The organism is Marinobacter subterrani, assembly GCF_001045555.1.
Lineage (GTDB): Bacteria > Pseudomonadota > Gammaproteobacteria > Pseudomonadales > Oleiphilaceae > Marinobacter > Marinobacter subterrani.
In genome coordinates this window covers 3,212,756-3,229,104 of record NZ_LFBU01000001.1, presented here as the reverse complement: position 1 = coordinate 3,229,104, position 16,349 = coordinate 3,212,756, and the positions used below count along the sequence as shown (strand labels likewise).

The following is a 16,349-nucleotide window of genomic DNA, read 5'->3' as shown; positions in this document are numbered from 1 at the left end:
ACCTATGAGCAAAACTAATTGATTAGTGCTTCAGGGCATTGAGCGCGGCAGCAACGGCATTCACCTGATTACGCAGCCATTTATGGGCGGGGTCGTTCTGATTGCGGCGGTGCCACAGCATCAGCAAGGTAAAAGTTTTGAAATCAAAGGGTAGCGGAACCCACGCGAAGTCGCGGAGTAAGTGTTTGCTCATGCCTTCCGGCGCCGTGGCAAGCATATCCGTGCCCCGCAGGAACTCCGGCAGGCCGGAAAAGTTGGAAACCGTCACCACGTTGCGACGAACCAGACCACGGGTGTCCATGGCGGTCTCCACCGTTGGTTTCTCGCCGGTCGCGAATAAAAGGGCGATGTGGTCCGCCTTCAGGTATTCCGGCAGATCCGCTGGCGGTTGCCGGTAAGCGGCGTCGTAGAACACCACCATCCGGTCCGCCATCAGGCCCCGCTGCATAATGTCCGTCGCCTCCGGGGCATGAGGTGAGATGACCAGGTCACAGACGTCCTTTCGCAACAGATCGGGCCGGGGAATGCCCGAAGGGATCACCTGGAGACTGATGCCAGGGGCCTCTTTCCGCAAAACTTGTACAAGACCGGGCAACAACAGGTCACGCTGGTAGTCATTGGCCGCGATTGTGAAGCTGAATTCGGCCGTAGCCGGGCTGAACGGCGGCCCGGACGACAGGGATTGCAAATCGTCCAGGATCTGCCGCACATGCGGGCCGGCCTGGAGCGCGTAGCGGGTTGGCACGATGCCCCGCCCGGACTTGACGAACAGGGGGTCACCGAGCGCCTGGCGCAGGCGCTCAAGCGTGTGGCTGACAGCAGACTGGGTCACCCCCAGTCGCACGGCTGCGCGGGAGACGCTGCCCTCGTCGAGGACGGCCAGGAAGGTGCTCAGAGAGCGGAAGTCCAGGTTCAATGTATCAATCGGGTTCATGAATGGCAGTGTAACCCGAGGTCAATCTCCCGCGCTATGGCGTGCCGGCTGTTGCGTTTGCCAGGATGAAATTGCCAATCGTGCCTGCCAGTTGTCCGAACCAGGGGTTGTAGGTTAGCCGGCTGGTATACACCGGCTGTTCGCTATCGTGCCAGGCGCTGAACCAGAGCTCGTCCTCCTGCAGCTCACGGCAGGCCTGGAGCGACAGGTTGTTGGGCTCCAGGCATCGCTGCAGCGGGGCGCCAAGACCGTAAAGCTCGTTGTTAGGTGAAATAAGCAGGGACTGATGGGAGAACTCCAGGATGTTGGCCTCAGGCAGGTAGCTGTTGAGGAACTCAATCCGTTTATCCACCGGCTTCTCGCCCCACGGCTCGCGCATGTCCCGGAAAATCACCATGCGGCTCTGAGGGTGACTGAACCGGTTGCGGAACTGGCGCACCAGATAATCGAGATTGATCACCGAGTCGGCTTCGGTGGCCGCCAGAAACAGCGGAATGGGGAGGGTAGCCTGCTGGCTCATCCGGCTCTGGATTCCGGAGATCACCTCACCGATCTGGCTGCCGGCATTGAAGGTGACAGACTCGTATTTGACCGGGTTGAGCTCCGGCTCCTTCTCCACGAAATCGCCAAAGGCATCGGCAACCGGCGCCAGCCAGAGGTAATTGCTCAGACCGTTGAGCTTCCAGGCCGGCGCGATGGCAATCAGGCCCTCCGGGCGCGAACCCTGCTCTGCCAGCGCATACTCTGTGGCCAGGGCTCCACCGAGGGAAAAGCCGCCAATAAACGCCCGGTCGACATGCTCCGAGAGGGCTTGGAAGTGATGGCGAACCTGTTGCCGCCAGACCTCCGCCTGTGCATTAATCATGTCGCCGGGGCGTGTGCCGTGTCCCTGTAGCAGGAGTGTTCGGACCTCGATGCAACGGTCTGCCAGGTAACGGGCGAGATCCCGGAACACGAATGGCGAATCACTCAGGCCATGAACCAGCAAAACGCCAGTCCGGTTTTCCGATCCGCAGCTTTTCGCAGGCACCAGCCGATAGGGCAGGTTCCACCGGACCTGCTGCTCACGCTCAAACCCCGAGACGGCGACCAGGTTGGTGTCGACATAGTGCTCGACAGATTCAAGATAACGGTCGAAGTCGTCAACCGGTTCGGCCCGGAGACTGGCGGGCCCCGGACGATACAGCTCAGGCGTGGTGGCACAGGCACTGGTTGCGGACACGGCGATAAGGATAAGAAGCGTTCTAATGGCGGTCATAAGCTGCGGGTAAACCGAGTTTCCTGTGGGCAGTTTGTGGTCAGTGTTGAGTGATCATTCAATTCCGGATACGGTAACCCAGGTATACGACCCCTAGACCCTTTCCGGATGAGGAGTGCCACCGATGACCATGACCCTCGCTTTCGACGTCTACGGAACCCTGGTCGATCCCATGGGCATGTCCCGCCTGCTGGCGGAAGATGCCGGAGACAGTGCAGAAGCCGTCGCCGCGCTCTGGCGCGAGAAACAGCTGGAGTTCTCGTTCCGCAAGGGGCTGATGAAAGTCTACGAAGACTTCGGCGTGTGCACCCGTCAGGCTCTGCACTACGCCATGGCCACGCACAAACTGTCGATGTCCGGGGAACGTGAAAACGAACTGATGGCGGCTTATTTGTCACTGCCGGCGTTTGACGATTCCTTGCCGGCGTTGAAAAGCCTGAAGGGCCAGTATCCGCTGTTTGCGTTTTCCAATGGCAGTTATCCGGCCCTGGAAAAGGTGCTCGGGCACAACAATCTGTTGGCGCAGTTTGACGGTCTGGTGTCCGTTGATGACATAAAAAGTTTCAAGCCAGATCCCGCCGTTTACACCTATGCCCGGCGTGTGACCGGAGCTTGGGACAAACCGCTTTGCCTCGTTTCCAGTAACGCCTGGGATGTTATTGGTGCAAGGGCAGCCGGGTTGTTGGCGGTCTGGGTCAAAAGAAATCCCGATAAAGTCTTCGAAGACTGGGGCATTCAACCCTCGGCGGTTATAAAAAGCCTTTCGGAGTTGCCTGAGACTCTGAAGGGCCTCTGACTCTGTGCAGGCGGGCATCGGGGCGGGCTTTCCAAAACACGCTCCTTGCGGCACATCCATGTGACGCTTGGGCTCCGCCATCCCTGGCTCCGCACAGTTTTGGAAAGCCCGCCCCGATGCCCGCTCCAAGTTTTGACGAAGGCCGTCTGAATTTTTCAGTCAGATCGCGCGGCCAGCCACTCTGCCAGTTCCAACCAGCTTGCTTTTGGCGCCTTGCTGCCAGCCAGGATCCCCATATGACCACCCGGAACCACCCGAAAAGTCTTGTCGGTAGAGCTGACGTGATCCATCACCCGCTTGGCGGCGCCCGGCGTTACCATGGTGTCTTCGCTGCCGGCGATAGCCAGTAGGTTGGCACTTACATTTTCAAGCTTGGCGATGTCGTCGCCGATCTGGATTTCCCCTTTCGAGAGCTGGTTGTCGATCCAGACCCGAACCACCGTGTCCTGAATGATTCCACCGGGATAGGCCACCATGCGGTCCAGGAAGGCCGACGTCGTCGCGTGGTTGGTGACAAATTCCCGGTCCCCCAGGCGGATGATCAACTCCCAATAGCTCATCACGCTTCCGATTGGATTGGTCAGCTTGAAACCGATCGTGTTGGCCCAACCCGGGGTGTGAAACCAGTGGGGCTTCACGTCATGGAGCCGGAACCCGGTGCGTTTGCGGATAAACCCGGCCACATCGGCCATGCGCTGGTTCAGGAGCCCCAGGATTCCCGAGGCGTGACTGTCGATGGGCGAGCCCAGCACAATGGCATTGCGGACGTGCTGATCATTGCTCAAGGCCGAGTAAAACAGCGTAAACATCCCGCCCATGCTCCAGCCATGCAGGGACAACTCCTGCTCACCACTGTGCTCCCGCACCCGATTCAGATACGCCGGCAGCAACTCGGCCACATAAGTGTGCAGATTGTAGTGACTGTGCGCCCGGGTCGGCATGCCCCAGTCAATCAGATACACCTCAAACCCCTTGGCCCGAAGAAACCGCACCAGACTGCGCTGGGGAAACAGGTCGTAGATCAGCATATTTACCGCCAGGGGTGGCACGATCACGATCGGTGTTCTTTGGGCCGTGCGTTCAACCGGGATGGTCTCGCCCTCCAGCTCGACAAAGTCCTCCGCCAGCGGCGCGTAGTAGCGCAGGCTCACCAGCCCGTCCGTAAATAGCGTCTCGAACGGCGTTTGCCCCGCCTGCACCAGACTGGCGGCGCGGAACACCCGGTCAAAGGCGTTGCCGGCATACAGGGTTGTTTGCCGCGTGAGACCAGCTGCCCGGTCGGCGGCGTATTTAAGGAAATTGGGCATGGGCATGTCCATAAAGGCCGTGATCCGAATTTAAGACGAACACAAGGCGGGCAAAATAAAAGTTTGGCGAGCGGGTACGAGGTGGCTTTCCCAGACCGTGCATTGCCATGGATGGCAATGCCGAGCCCCCAGGGATGGGTTTACGGCGTGTCTGGGAAAGCCATCTCGTACCTGCGATAACGCCCAATCCCGCAGTCTGGGACAAGAATAGAGCAAATGCCTCAGAGACAACCATGGCAGAACTGTCCAAACGGATGGGCAAACCGGTCACTTCAGGCCACTGCCCAATCCTGCCTCTGATTGTTATGATTACCTTCCATCTGGAAACAACAACCAAAACAGGATCGCCATGCTCAGCTTCCTTCCCGCACCCGTTATCGGCGTACTCAACTCCATCCTGCTGGGAATCAACACCCTGTTCTGGTGCATCCTTCTGTACATCCCCGCCATCCTGAAACTCATCATCCCCATCAAGGGCTTCCGGGTCCTGTGTACCAGAATCATCATCTGGATCGCCGAAGCCTGGGTTGCCTGCAACACCGGCTGGATGAAGCTGACTCATGGCACCCGGTGGGATGTGAAAGGCGCGGAGAATCTGAAGCGGGAAAGCTGGTACCTGGTGCTGGCCAACCACCAGAGCTGGGTCGATATCTTCGCCATGCAGCGGGTCTTCAACCACCGGGCACCGTTTCTGAAATTCTTCCTCAAGCAGCAACTGATATGGGTGCCAGTGATTGGCCTGGCCTGGTGGGGCCTGGATTTCCCGTTCATGAAGCGCTACACCAAGGAATACCTGATCAAACACCCGGAAAAGCGCGGCGAGGACCTCAAGGCCACCCGCCGGGCCTGCGAGCAGTTCCGACATACCCCTGTCAGCGTCATGAACTTCGTGGAAGGTACCCGGTTTACCCAGGCCAAGCACGACAAGCAGAAGTCGTCCTATAAACACCTGCTGACGCCCAAGGCCGGCGGCGCGGCCTTCGTACTGGACGCCATGGGCGACTCAATCCAGACCCTGGTGGATGTCACCATCGCCTATCCCGGTGGCGCCCCGACCTTCTGGGACTTTATCTGCGGCCGGGTGCGGGAAGTCAAAATGGAAATCCACACCGTCGATATCCCCGAGCACCTGAAAGGCCGGGACTATTCAACCGATGCCGAGCACCGCCGGAATGTGAAAAACTGGCTGGGGGACCAGTGGCGGGCGAAAGATGAGCGGCTGGAGCGAATGCTGGCGAGGTAACACCGCTGGGAGGCGTCAGCGATCGCTGTCGTCCTCCTCGATATCATCCGGATGCTCCTGCTTGTAACGCTCCCAGTCCTCCCAGTCGTGGGGCGTTCCGGCGTGGGGCCGGCGCAGGTGTTTCGCGTGTTCCATGGCGTTATGGCGGAGGCTGTGATCCCCCTCTTCGTCTTCCGCTTCAAATCCGTATTTCTTCAGAAATTCACTGGCGCTGATCGGCATGGCGCATCTCTCCCCATCTTTCCCGAAAGCCTATGTTCTGGCTGATACGATGCGCCTGCCCCAGCGGTTTTTCAACCGTTGGCGGGGCTGTCGCCGGCCGGTTCGCTTGCTGCTTCCACCAGCGTGAAATTGATCTGCCGGCGCTCGTCATCCACCCCGGCGAAACTCACCATAACCGGCTGCTCGAGCTGGAAAATCCGGCCGTTCTTGTTGTGAATCAGGCGCAGGGTGACCGGGTCGAAGCTGTATTTGCCCTCAAGCTCCTTGCAGCTGACAAAACCTTCCAGCCCGTTGGCATCCAGGCGCACGAAGAAGCCCGCCGGCACGGTGCGGCTGATAATCCCGGCCATGGGGGCTTCGCCCAGGGTTCTGGCAAAGTCGCTCTTGAGCCAGGCCTCCAGGCTGTTGGCCGCCTGCCTGGCGCGGATCTGGGCCGCCTGCAGGGCCTCGAGCTGATCTGCGGTCAGCGCTTTCATGGGCGCATCCCAGAGCGCGGCCCGGATCAGCCGGTGCACGTAGAAATCGGAAAACTTCCGCAGCGGCGAGGTAAACGTGGTGTAGGCCTCCAGGCCCATGCCATGGTGCGGCGCCGGCCTGAAGCTCAGCTCGGCCCGGGCCAGTTGCCGGGACAGTATGGCCTTGACCGGCACCTCGGCTTCCAGTGTTTCAGTTTCCTTCATCAGGGTTCTGAAGCCGTCTGCCTGATGGGCGTCGACAGCGGCCAGGTGCGGTGCATGGCTTTCGATCAGCGCCCGGATATTGTCGGCGCGGTCATCCCGCAGGCCGGGGTGATGGATGAACAGGCCAGCGCTCTGGCTGCTGAGGAAATCCGCAGCGCAGCGGTTGGCCGCCACCATGCATTCCTCCACCAGACGATGGGCCTCGTTCTGCACAGAGGGCTCGATCAGGCGGATGCGTTTGTTCTCGTCCAGACGCAAGCGGAATTCCGGACGGTCACCGCTGAGCAGTGCGTGTTCACTGCGCCATTTCCGCAGAGCCGTGGCCGCCTGGTGCAGCTGATCCAGGCTGTTGCTGACAGTTTCCGGCAGGGCCTTGATGTCGTCGTCCTCCCGGCCTTCGATCAGGTTGGAGACCAGCTCATAGCTGAGTTTGCCCTTGGACCGGATTACCGCCTGGTGGAAGCTGTAGTTACCCAGGCTGCCGTCGTTGTTTACCTGCAGATCGCAGACCAGCGCCAGGCGTTTCACCTCGGGCATCAGCGAGCACAGGCGGGTGCTGAGGCTGTCGGGCAGCATGGGCAGTGGCTCGCCGGGGAAATAGATGGCGGTGGCGCGGTTGAAGGCTTCCTGCTCGGCCGGGCTGTCGGTTGCAATCACCGCCGTCGGGTCGGCGATGGCGATGGAGAGGGTCCAGCCGGTGGCGTTGGGTTCGGCCAGCAGGGCGTCGTCCATGTCCTGGGTGCCCGGGCTGTCGATGGTCACGTAGGGCCGGTCGGTGCGGTCTTCGCGCCCGGCTTCCCGGGCTTCGATGTCGCCGTCAGTCAGGCCATCGGCCTGCTGTTGGACTGCTTCCGGCCAGGTGTCCGCCAGATCAAAGGTGGCCAGGGTGAAGGCGCGCTCGATGCCCGGTGTTCCGGTCTTGCCAATCACCCGAAGGACCTTGGCCTGGCCCTTGCCATCCTTGATCGGATGCTTGTGAATCTGGCAGTAAATGTAGTCATCCGGCTGGGCATTCATTCGCTCTTTGGGCGGAATGAAGATCCAGCGGTTGATACCCGGGGTTTCCGGCACCACGAAGTGCCCCTTGCCTTTTACCAGGTAACGGCCCACAAAGGTGTTCAGGCGGGTTTCCAGCAGTTCGTCCACCACGCCCTGGGTTTTGCCTTTCTCCACTTCCTGCTCGGTGACGTTCACCCGGTCGCCCGGCAGGACCTTCTGCATTTCCTCCGGGGGCAGGAACACATCCCGGCCCTCATCGAGCGCGACAAACCCGAAGCGGCCATTGGTGGCTTTGACGGTGCCGGCAAAGACCACCTTGTTTTCCTTGATATCGGTTTTCAGCTGGCGCAACTGGCTGAGAGCGTCGGCATTGAGCATGAAGTAACCTGGCTGCTAAAAATGAATGATGGGGCGGAGTATAACGGTTATGGCCCCATGCGTCAGATAGCAGACTGTCCGAATCAGATTTCCGCCCAGAAGCGCTGCAGATTCGCCAGCGACTTGGTGAGCAGATCGAACTCGGCGGTTTTGCCCTCACGTTCGAACAGCTGCCGCCGGGCAGTGTCCAGATCGAACAGCACTTCCCGCTGGGCGGGGTCGCGGATGGTGCTCTGAATCCAGCCGATGGCGACCCGGCGCTGGCCCCGGGTCACTGGTTCCACCCGGTGCAGGGTCGAGGACGGATAGATCACGGCGGCCCCGGCCGGCAGTTTGTAGAACTGTTCACCAGCGGTGGTGTCGGTCACCAGTTCGCCACCGTCGTAACTGGCGGGCTCATCCAGGAACAGGGTAAAGGAGATATCCGTGCGCAACCGGCCCGCTCCCCGGCCCATCACCGGGTCGTCCACGTGGTTGCCGTAGGTCATGCCATCCCGGTAGCGGCTGAACAGGATGGGTGTCATTTTCGCCGGCCGTACCGCCATCTGGAACACCGGGTGCCCGGTGAGCGCTTTTTCCACCTCGGCACGAAGCGTGTCCGCGGCGTCATCGGCCATGTTCATCTGTTCATTGTTCTTGACCAGGCGGGCATGCCAGCCAGCGGTTTTACGGCCATCTTCAAAGCGTCCACTGTCCAGGGCCGCGCGAATACGCGCCAGTTGTTCGCTACTCAGGATTTCGCTGATGCACAGAATCATCAATTCTCCAATTCGCAATGGGAATAATTTGCAATCCGTATAAAGATTAACGCATCATGCACCACCATGACACACCCATCAATCTTACCGCCTTTGGGAGCACTCAGGCGGCCTTTTGAGGAGAACACGATGACCCATCAGAAACTGAAACTCTGGACCGGAATCGGTATGGCGACATTGCTGGCAAGCTCCGGCGCTTTCGCGGACCAGCACGGAGACCAGCACCACGACGAGATGATGAACTCCGGCTCCCATGGTGGCGAGGAAGGTGAGCACTACCAGGAAGAAGGTGGCGAGCATCACGGGGGCGAAAAGGGCAAGCATCACGGCGGTGAGAGCGGCCAGAGCGGCGAATCGCACGGTGGAGAAGGCGGAGAGGGTGGCGAAGCCCATGGCGGCGAAGCCGGAGCTGCGTTCAGCTACTTCGCGACCGGTGGTGAAGGCGGCGAAGGTGGCGAAGGCGGTGAAACCGGAGGCGCTGTGTCGGCGGTGAAGTCCGACGGTGCCTATGTTGCCATGCTCCAGATGATGCAAGGGCACCTGATGGCCGCCCGGGAACTGATCAAGTCAGGCGATGTGGCTGAGGGTCGTCCACACCTGACCCATCCGTGGGTGGAAGTGTACCCGATGGCGGATGCAGGCCTTGAAAGCCGTGGCCAGGACGACCTCGGTAATCACCTGAAGGTGCTGGCGGAAAAGGCCGGGCAGGTCGAGAAGTGGGGCGATATCAGTGAGGAGTTTCAGGCTGCCTGGGTCGACCTTGAAAAGGCGGTGAAGGCCGTCGACGGCCAGAGTGCTGCCAGCGTATCCAAAGTCGTTCTGGCACTGACCAAGCAGGCAGTGCTGGAGTATGACGAAGCTCTGGAAGACGGGCGTTTTGTTGCGGAACATGAATACCAGGACGGCCGTGGCTTTGTGCTGGCCGCCGGGGATTACCTGCAGACGAAACAGGGAATGCTCAAGAAGCAGAACAAAGAGGCGTGGCGTGACGCCGTTAAGGCGCTGGACAAGTTGCAGAAAGCCTGGCCGACCGCGATTCCGCCGGAGCAGGCCGTCATCGCCGTGCCTGACCTGTACGCCGCCCAGGCGCGTCTGGAGCTGGCACTGGCACCCTACCTCTACTGAGCCGGTTGCCAGCCGGGGCCTTGCGGCCCCGGTTTTGCCCGCCCCTGCCTGAGGCCCGGGTCAGTTGTATTGAGAAAAGACCCGGGTCTGACCAGCATCGTTAAACATAATGACCTTGTAATGGTCCTGCCGGTTTCCCATGTCCATGCCCGGTGAGCCCATAGGCATGCCCGGTACGCTGAGACCGGCGGCTTTCGGCGCCTCGGCGATCAGCCGCTGGATGTCGCTGGCCGGCACATGGCCTTCGATCACATAATCACCGATAAACGCCGTGTGGCAGCTGGCCAGCGCCGGGGTGAGGCCGGCCTTGGCCTTGATCGGGTTGAGGTTGTTGGTCTCAGTCACTTCCACCTCAAAGCCATTCTCTTCCAGGTGTTTGACCCAGTCGGTACAGCAGCCACAGGTTGGTGATTTGTACACGTGAATGTTCTGCGCCGCACCGGCCGCCAGTGCGGTGGTGCTGAAGCCCAGAGCAGCCATCAGGCCAAGAGCCAGGGTGTGTTTTTTCATGGCGTGTTCCTCAGTGGTGATGTTGCTGTTCGTTTGAGCCCGTGTCGCCGGAGCCGGAAAGCCAGAACCACCAGACGATGGCCGCCATCAGGGCAAGTCCTCCGGCATTGACCAGAAGTGTTTCCATCAGTTCCGCTCCTTTTGCTGTTTCGGATCACTCTTTTCGTCACTATTGACGCCGTCCCGTGCCGGCCTGTGGCTGGTCTTGAACAGGCGCAGGCGGTTGGCATTGGAAACGACGGTCACAGACGACAGGGACATGGCGGCGCCGGCCAGTATGGGGCTCATCAGGATGCCCCAGACAGGGTAGAGCAGGCCCGCAGCCACCGGAATACCCATTGTGTTGTAGACGAAGGCGCCAAACAGGTTCTGGTGAATGTTTTTCACTGTGGCCCGGGAGATCTCAATGGCATCGGGTACGCCATGCAGGGAGCCGCGCATCAGGGTGATGCCCGCGCTTTCAATGGCCACATCGGTGCCGGTGCCAATGGCGAAGCCGACATCCGCCGCAGCCAGGGCCGGCGCATCGTTGATGCCATCGCCCACCATGGCCACGGTGTAGCCCTTGCCGCGCATTTCACTGACCACCCCGGCCTTGTCTTCCGGCAACACTTCCGCCCGGTAGTCATCAATACCCGCTTTGGCAGCAATGGCTCTGGCGGTGGCATCGACATCGCCGGTGACCATCATCACCTTGATGCCATCCTTGTGAAGGCGTGCTATCGCGGCTTTGGAGTCGGGTTTGATGGCATCGGCAACTCCGATGACACCTAGGGCCTGGTCGCCCAGAGCCAGGAACAGGGGCGTGCCGGCTTCTTCGGCGATGGTACCGGCGGCATCGGTCAGATCGTTCAGGGACAGGCCTTCGCTTTCCAGCCAGCGCCGGTTGCCCAGGCGTAGGGTCTGGCCGTCAAACTCGCCTTTGACGCCCTTGCCGTTCAGGGCTTCAAAGCCGGTCACTTTCCCGGCCTCGGCACCGGCCGCTTTTGCCTTCGCCAGAATGGCTTCGGCGAGCGGGTGCTCCGAGTGCTGTTCCAGCCCGGCCGCCAGGGCCAGCAGGCGCTGTTCGTCACCATTGCTGGCATGCACCCGGGTGACCGTGGGATGGCCTTCGGTGATGGTGCCGGTCTTGTCCAGAATCACCAGGTCGAGCTTGCCGGCCGTCTGCAGGGCATCGCCCTGGCGAATCAGCGCACCATATTCCGCTGCCTTGCCCACGCCGACCATGACCGACATGGGTGTGGCCAGGCCCAGGGCACAGGGGCAGGCAATGATCAGCACCGTGGTGGCGGCCACCATCATATGCACCACCGAAGGCTCCGGCCCAACGTTGTACCAGACCAGCGCCGTCACAACGGCAATCAGCATGACCGAGGGCACGAACACCGAGGAAATCCGGTCCGCCAGCCGGCCAATGGCAGGCTTGGAGCCCTGGGCTTTTTTCACCAGCTTGATGATCTGGGCCAGGGCCGTTTCATTGCCTACCCGGGTGGCCTCATAAACAATCGAGCCGTGGGTGTTCAGGGTGCCGGCTGACACCTCATCGCCTTCCGATTTGCTTACCGGCATGGGCTCGCCGGTCAGCATGCTCTCGTCAATGCGGGTTGTGCCCTCGGCAATCACCCCGTCCACTGGCAGCTTTTCTCCGGGCCGCACCCGGATACGGTCACCCTTGCGGACATCTTCCACCGGAATGTCCCGTTCCTCCCCGTCACGGATCACCCGGGCGGTTTTTGCCCGCAGATCCAGCAACCGGCGCACGGCTTCCGAGGTCTTGCCCTTGGCCCTCAACTCAAGCGCCTGGCCCAGATTGATCAGACCGATGATCATGGCCGAGGCTTCAAAGTACACATGGCGCGCCATCTCCGGTAACGCACCCGGCACACTGGCCACTACCATGGAATAGAGCCAGGCGGTGCCCGTGCCCAGGGCGATCAGCGTGTCCATGTTGGCGTTATGATGCCGGAATGCTTTCCAGGCCCCGGTATAGAAATGCCCGCCGGTGGCAGCCATCACGATCAGCGTCAGTAGCCCCAGCCCGAGCCAGCTACCCTGGTTGGCCTCGGTTACCATCATCGTGCCAAAACCCATACCCCAGACTATCAGGCTGAGGCCAAGAACCAGGCTGACGGCCATTTTCGCCAGCAGAACCTTGTATTGCTTCTGGTCCTGCACCTGTTTGCGGTCGTCCGCTTCGTCCTCGTCCTGGATTACGCTGGCGCCATACCCGGCACTCTCAACCGCCTTCACCAGAGTCTCTGGATCCGCGTTCCCCGTGGCCGTGGCGGTATTGTCTGCCAGATTCATATGGGCATGGCTCACACCACCCACCGACATCAGAGCCTTCTCGATGGTGTTGACACAGGAGGCGCAGGTAGCGCCGGTCACCGAGAGGTGAACCTGCCCGTCTTCGGAGTCCGGAGTGCTCGCCTGACTGCTGTCCGAGCGCGGCTCGCTGCTTTTCGGGGACGGCTGGTCTTGATGCCCGTCGTCGCTCTCACTCTCCTTGGGCTTGGAGGCACAGCAACTGGCAGGTTCTGACGCAGCTTCAAACCGCTCGGCCGGGTAACCGGTCTCAGTCACAATCCTCGCCGCCTCAGCGGCGTCCACCCCTTCCGGCAGCGCCACGGTCTGCTGATCCAGATCGACTTCCACCAAGTCAGCATCCCCGGTCAACGGCGCCAGAGCGTTGCGGATTTTTTTCGCACAGCCCTGGCACGAGGCCCCGGAAATGCTGAGCGTGGTCTGTAACACGGGTGCATCAGTCATTCGTTATCGCTCCTCACTCAGATCCTTAGTCTGGTCGCCTGCCTCCTCAGAGGGCTCAGGGTCTTCCCAGTGTTCAATCAGCCGACAGATGGTGTGGCCATCCGGCGTGCCATCAGGCATGTCCTGCCAGGCAGCCAGGGCGGTGGTCATCCGCTTGCGCAGCTGCTGTAACTCCTGAATCTCCCGCTCAACCTCCGCCAGCCGCTGCTGAAACACATCCCGAACCATCGGACAGGGCGAATGATGATCGTCCGCCTGATCCAGAATCTGCCGGATCTCCGGCAACGAAAATCCCAGTTGCCGCGCCTTCCGCGCAAACCGGAGCCGGCGGAGATCCTCGGTGTCGAACTGCTGGTAGTTATTGTCCGGATTGCGGGTTGGTTTCAGCAGCTTCTCGCGGGTATAGAACCGCACGGTATCCGGATTCACGCCTGCGGCTACTGCAATGTCTTTAACTTTCATCGTCTGTTCCTACTCCCTACAGGGAAGGTCCTCAGGAATCCATCGCTGAAGCAAGCGGAGTGTTGAGGCAAGGCTGGCTCCCGAAAATGCTCGGAGCCAGGGATGGCGGAGAGCAAGCGTGCAGGGACGTATTCACAGCGGTTTTCGGGAGCCAGCCTTGCCTCAACACGGCAAACTCCAAAAGCTAAGGATAGCCTAAAACCTGTGAGCAACTCACAGGTCAAAGGTTTTTTTGAGAAGGGAAACTTCAGGGAGGGTTACTGGCCCTTAGAGCGAAGAAACGTACCGCAGGCCTTGCACTGGTCCGGCGCCATCAACTTGGCCTGCCAGCCAATCCGGTGGCCACAGGCCGGGCACGAAAGGCGCAGCTGCAGCACAATGATCGGGGTAATCAGCGCCGCGATCAGAACCCCAAGGGGGCCCCAGCTCTCATCACTGGATAACCCGAGCTGACTGCTGAACACCAGAATGATCGTCAGTGCCACAAAGGCAAAAATAAAATAACCCCGGTTCCAGCGCTCCCACTGGCGGATTCTCTCGTCCTGCTCGGGAGTCAGGTATTGCGCAGCCATAGAATCTCACTTGAAGCATTTAATCGTATCTTGGGGACCGCCTGCCGTAATTACAATCCGGAATCGGCAGTAATGGCCGCGACCAGAACGCCGGATGCCAGCGCCTGCTCAAGATCCGCGACCGGAATCGGCCGGCTGATCAGATACCCCTGGGCAAAGTTGCAGCGGTGATTCTTCAGGAAATTCAGTTGTTCCTCGGTTTCCACGCCTTCGGCAACCACCTCAATACCCAGATTGTGGGCCAGATTGATCACCGCCCGAGTGATCACCGCATCGTCGTGGCGCTCGGTCACATCGGTGATGAAAGATCGGTCAATTTTCAGCAGGTCCACCGGGAAATCACGCAGATAACCCAGCGAAGAATAGCCAACCCCGAAATCATCAATGGCCAGATGCACGCCAAGCTGGCGCAGGCGGGCGAGCTGGTTCAGATTGTGCTCGATGTTCTGAATGAAGATCTCCTCGGTGAGCTCCACCTCCAGGCGATCTGCCGGCACATCCTCCAACGCCAGGGCCTCCCGGATATGATCCACCAGGTCTTCATCATCCAGCTCCCGGCCGGAAAGGTTCACCGCAATTCGCAGCCCTTCCTGTGGCGTACCTTTCCACTTGGCCAACTGGCGACACGCCGCCATCACCACCCAGCGGCCGATGTCCGTAATCCGGCCGCTTTCCTCGGCCAGTGGAATGAATTCCACCGGTGGCAACAGGCCCCGGCGCGGGTGTTGCCAGCGAATCAGCGCTTCCACGCTCTGGATTTCACCGTTGTCCAGGTTCAGTTGGGGCTGGTAATACAGCACGAACTCGTTGTTGGCCAGGGCCTGGCTCAGATCCTTGTCGAGCTCCAGTCGCATGACCTCCCGGTCCTGCATGCCTTCGGTATAGAACTGATAGGTGTTGCGGCCCTGCTCTTTGGCCCGGTACAGCGCGATATCGGCATTGCGCAGCAGGGTGTCGGCGTCCAGGCCGCTCTGGGGATAGACCGCCACGCCGAGGGTGGCGGTAATGCTGTGGGATTGGCCTTGTACTTCAAAAGGCAGGTCAAAACACTGCTTCACCTGGCCCAGCAGGTGAATGATGTCGTCAATGTTATCCACCTGCTGCTGGCATAGCATGAACTCATCGCCGCCGGAATAGGCCACCAGAATGCGTTCGTTGCTGAGCCGGTTCAGCCGCTCGGAAACCTTGATCAGCAGTTCATCGCCAAACTGGTGGCCCAGGGAATCATTGAGGGTCTGGAAGCGATCCAGATCCAGCATGATCAGGGCAACCTGCCGCATCTGCCGGTCGGCAATGTTCAGGGTGTGGGACAGGTCTTCCATGAAGAAACGGCGGTTGGCCAGGCCGGTCAGGGTATCGGTGGACTCCAGGCGGGCCAGGTCCTGCTGGATGGCGGTGCGCTGCGCGATTTCCCGGTCCAGTTCCCGGCGGGTTTTCAGCAGAGCCCGGTTCCGTTTCAGGATCAGTTGCACCAGCAGGGTGGTCAGGCTGGTCAGCAGCCCCATCAGGAGAAAGGTGGCGAAGGTCATTCCCGGCCAGTAACTGTATTGTCGCTGCACCCATTCCTCGGTCGGGTAGAGGGTCAGCGTCCAGTCCAGTGTTGGCAGATCCACCGGCTCGGTGTGGGAAAAATCCGGATTAACCGGCCGGGAGTCGTTCAACTCGTAGCTCACCGCGCCGGCCTGGCGGATCTCGATCCGGAAAAGCTCCAGCACCCGGCTAGTCAGCAGTTGACGGGCCAGCACCTCCATCCGGAACACACCGGCTATAAAGCCGTTGTTTTCAGCACCGGCGCCAACCGGTGCGTAGATCACCATGCCCTTGCCGCCCTGGTGCAGGTCGATCACGCCTGACAGGTCCCAGTTGCCGGATTGCTGCGCCAGCTCAAGGGATCGCCGCCGTTCATTGTTGAAGGCCACGTTGTAGCCGATCACATCTTCATTTTCGGCGACAGGTTCGAGCCAGCGAATGACAAAGTCCCGGTCAACCCACTCGATGGCCTGGTAGACCCCGAAATCATCCAGGTAATTCCGGGCATCCCGGCGCCACTCGAGCCTGGTCATGGCGGGATTCGAATGCAAGCGCTTGGCCATGCGCCGGATGGCTTCGGCGTGTACCAGAAATTCCCGCTCAAGGTGATTGGCCATGGCCCGGGCTTCGTTGGCCAGATTGGCTTCGATCTGGTTCTTGTCCTGTTGAACCAGTCCGAAGCGCAGGCCTGTGGCCAGGCCCAGGAAAACCAGAAAGATCACCATCGGAAACACCGGGCTCAGAAGGCCCGATATTACAGCTCGAGGAGGTGATGCAGGTTGTTCCACAGGTTACTCCGTGATTGT

Annotated in this window: 14 protein-coding genes; 3 read left to right on the top strand and 11 right to left on the bottom strand. The window is 60.3% G+C overall.

The window, feature by feature from the left end; all coding sequences use genetic code 11:
* Nucleotides 1-22 precede the first annotated feature (22 nt).
* Together msub_RS14995 and msub_RS14990 are read right to left on the bottom strand one after the other, a co-directional pair.
* On the bottom strand, nucleotides 23-934 hold the full coding sequence (locus msub_RS14995; protein WP_048496757.1) for a LysR family transcriptional regulator: 912 nt from the start codon (nucleotides 932-934) through the stop codon (nucleotides 23-25).
* A 34-nt stretch (nucleotides 935-968) separates the two neighbouring features.
* Complete coding sequence (locus msub_RS14990; RefSeq protein ID WP_048496756.1) at nucleotides 969-2,192, bottom strand: alpha/beta hydrolase; 1,224 nt, start codon at nucleotides 2,190-2,192, stop codon at nucleotides 969-971.
* A gap of 124 nt (nucleotides 2,193-2,316) precedes the next feature.
* Between msub_RS14990 and msub_RS14985 the strand changes: the two genes are divergently transcribed.
* A complete protein-coding gene (locus msub_RS14985; RefSeq protein ID WP_048496755.1) occupies nucleotides 2,317-2,988 on the top strand; it encodes a haloacid dehalogenase type II in 672 nt (223 codons plus the stop codon).
* Between the two features lie 155 nt (nucleotides 2,989-3,143).
* Here the strand turns inward: msub_RS14985 and msub_RS14980 are convergent, their stop codons facing one another.
* Complete coding sequence (locus msub_RS14980; protein ID WP_048496754.1) at nucleotides 3,144-4,295, bottom strand: alpha/beta fold hydrolase; 1,152 nt, start codon at nucleotides 4,293-4,295, stop codon at nucleotides 3,144-3,146.
* A gap of 349 nt (nucleotides 4,296-4,644) precedes the next feature.
* Between msub_RS14980 and msub_RS14975 the strand changes: the two genes are divergently transcribed.
* A complete protein-coding gene (locus msub_RS14975; RefSeq protein ID WP_048496753.1) occupies nucleotides 4,645-5,538 on the top strand; it encodes an acyltransferase in 894 nt (297 codons plus the stop codon).
* Nucleotides 5,539-5,553: 15 nt separating this feature from the next.
* Here msub_RS14975 and msub_RS14970 read toward each other — a convergent pair whose 3' ends face one another.
* The 3 genes from msub_RS14970 to msub_RS14960 all read right to left on the bottom strand — a co-directional run bounded on the left by msub_RS14970 (nucleotide 5,554) and on the right by msub_RS14960 (nucleotide 8,575).
* Nucleotides 5,554-5,760, bottom strand: a complete 207-nt coding sequence (locus tag msub_RS14970; RefSeq protein ID WP_048496752.1) for a hypothetical protein — start codon at nucleotides 5,758-5,760, stop codon at nucleotides 5,554-5,556.
* Nucleotides 5,761-5,831: 71 nt separating this feature from the next.
* Nucleotides 5,832-7,817 (bottom strand): ribonuclease R family protein, encoded by a 1,986-nt coding sequence (locus msub_RS14965; RefSeq protein ID WP_048496751.1) that lies wholly within the window; start codon nucleotides 7,815-7,817, stop codon nucleotides 5,832-5,834.
* An 83-nt stretch (nucleotides 7,818-7,900) separates the two neighbouring features.
* Nucleotides 7,901-8,575, bottom strand: coding sequence for a Fe2+-dependent dioxygenase (locus msub_RS14960; RefSeq protein WP_048496750.1), 675 nt, complete (start codon nucleotides 8,573-8,575; stop codon nucleotides 7,901-7,903).
* Between the two features lie 129 nt (nucleotides 8,576-8,704).
* Here msub_RS14960 and msub_RS14955 point away from each other — a divergent pair, with 129 nt between their 5' ends.
* Nucleotides 8,705-9,700, top strand: a complete 996-nt coding sequence (locus msub_RS14955; RefSeq protein ID WP_048496749.1) for a hypothetical protein — start codon at nucleotides 8,705-8,707, stop codon at nucleotides 9,698-9,700.
* A 60-nt stretch (nucleotides 9,701-9,760) separates the two neighbouring features.
* On the opposite strand, the gene msub_RS14950 is transcribed toward msub_RS14955, so the two are convergent.
* The 5 genes from msub_RS14950 to msub_RS14930 form a co-directional block, all read right to left on the bottom strand.
* On the bottom strand, nucleotides 9,761-10,210 hold the full coding sequence (locus msub_RS14950; RefSeq protein WP_048496748.1) for a DUF411 domain-containing protein: 450 nt from the start codon (nucleotides 10,208-10,210) through the stop codon (nucleotides 9,761-9,763).
* Nucleotides 10,211-10,336: 126 nt separating this feature from the next.
* On the bottom strand, nucleotides 10,337-12,979 hold the full coding sequence (locus msub_RS14945; RefSeq protein WP_048496747.1) for a heavy metal translocating P-type ATPase: 2,643 nt from the start codon (nucleotides 12,977-12,979) through the stop codon (nucleotides 10,337-10,339).
* Nucleotides 12,980-12,982: 3 nt separating this feature from the next.
* The gene (locus msub_RS14940; protein WP_048496746.1) at nucleotides 12,983-13,441 is read right to left on the bottom strand and encodes a MerR family transcriptional regulator; all 459 of its coding nucleotides are present in this window, start codon (nucleotides 13,439-13,441) and stop codon (nucleotides 12,983-12,985) included.
* 257 nt (nucleotides 13,442-13,698) lie between these two features.
* The gene (locus msub_RS14935) at nucleotides 13,699-14,013 is read right to left on the bottom strand and encodes a hypothetical protein (RefSeq protein WP_048496745.1); all 315 of its coding nucleotides are present in this window, start codon (nucleotides 14,011-14,013) and stop codon (nucleotides 13,699-13,701) included.
* 50 nt (nucleotides 14,014-14,063) lie between these two features.
* Entirely contained in the window at nucleotides 14,064-16,268 is a 2,205-nt protein-coding gene (locus msub_RS14930) for a putative bifunctional diguanylate cyclase/phosphodiesterase (RefSeq protein ID WP_227506744.1), read from the bottom strand.
* Nucleotides 16,269-16,349 lie beyond the last annotated feature (81 nt).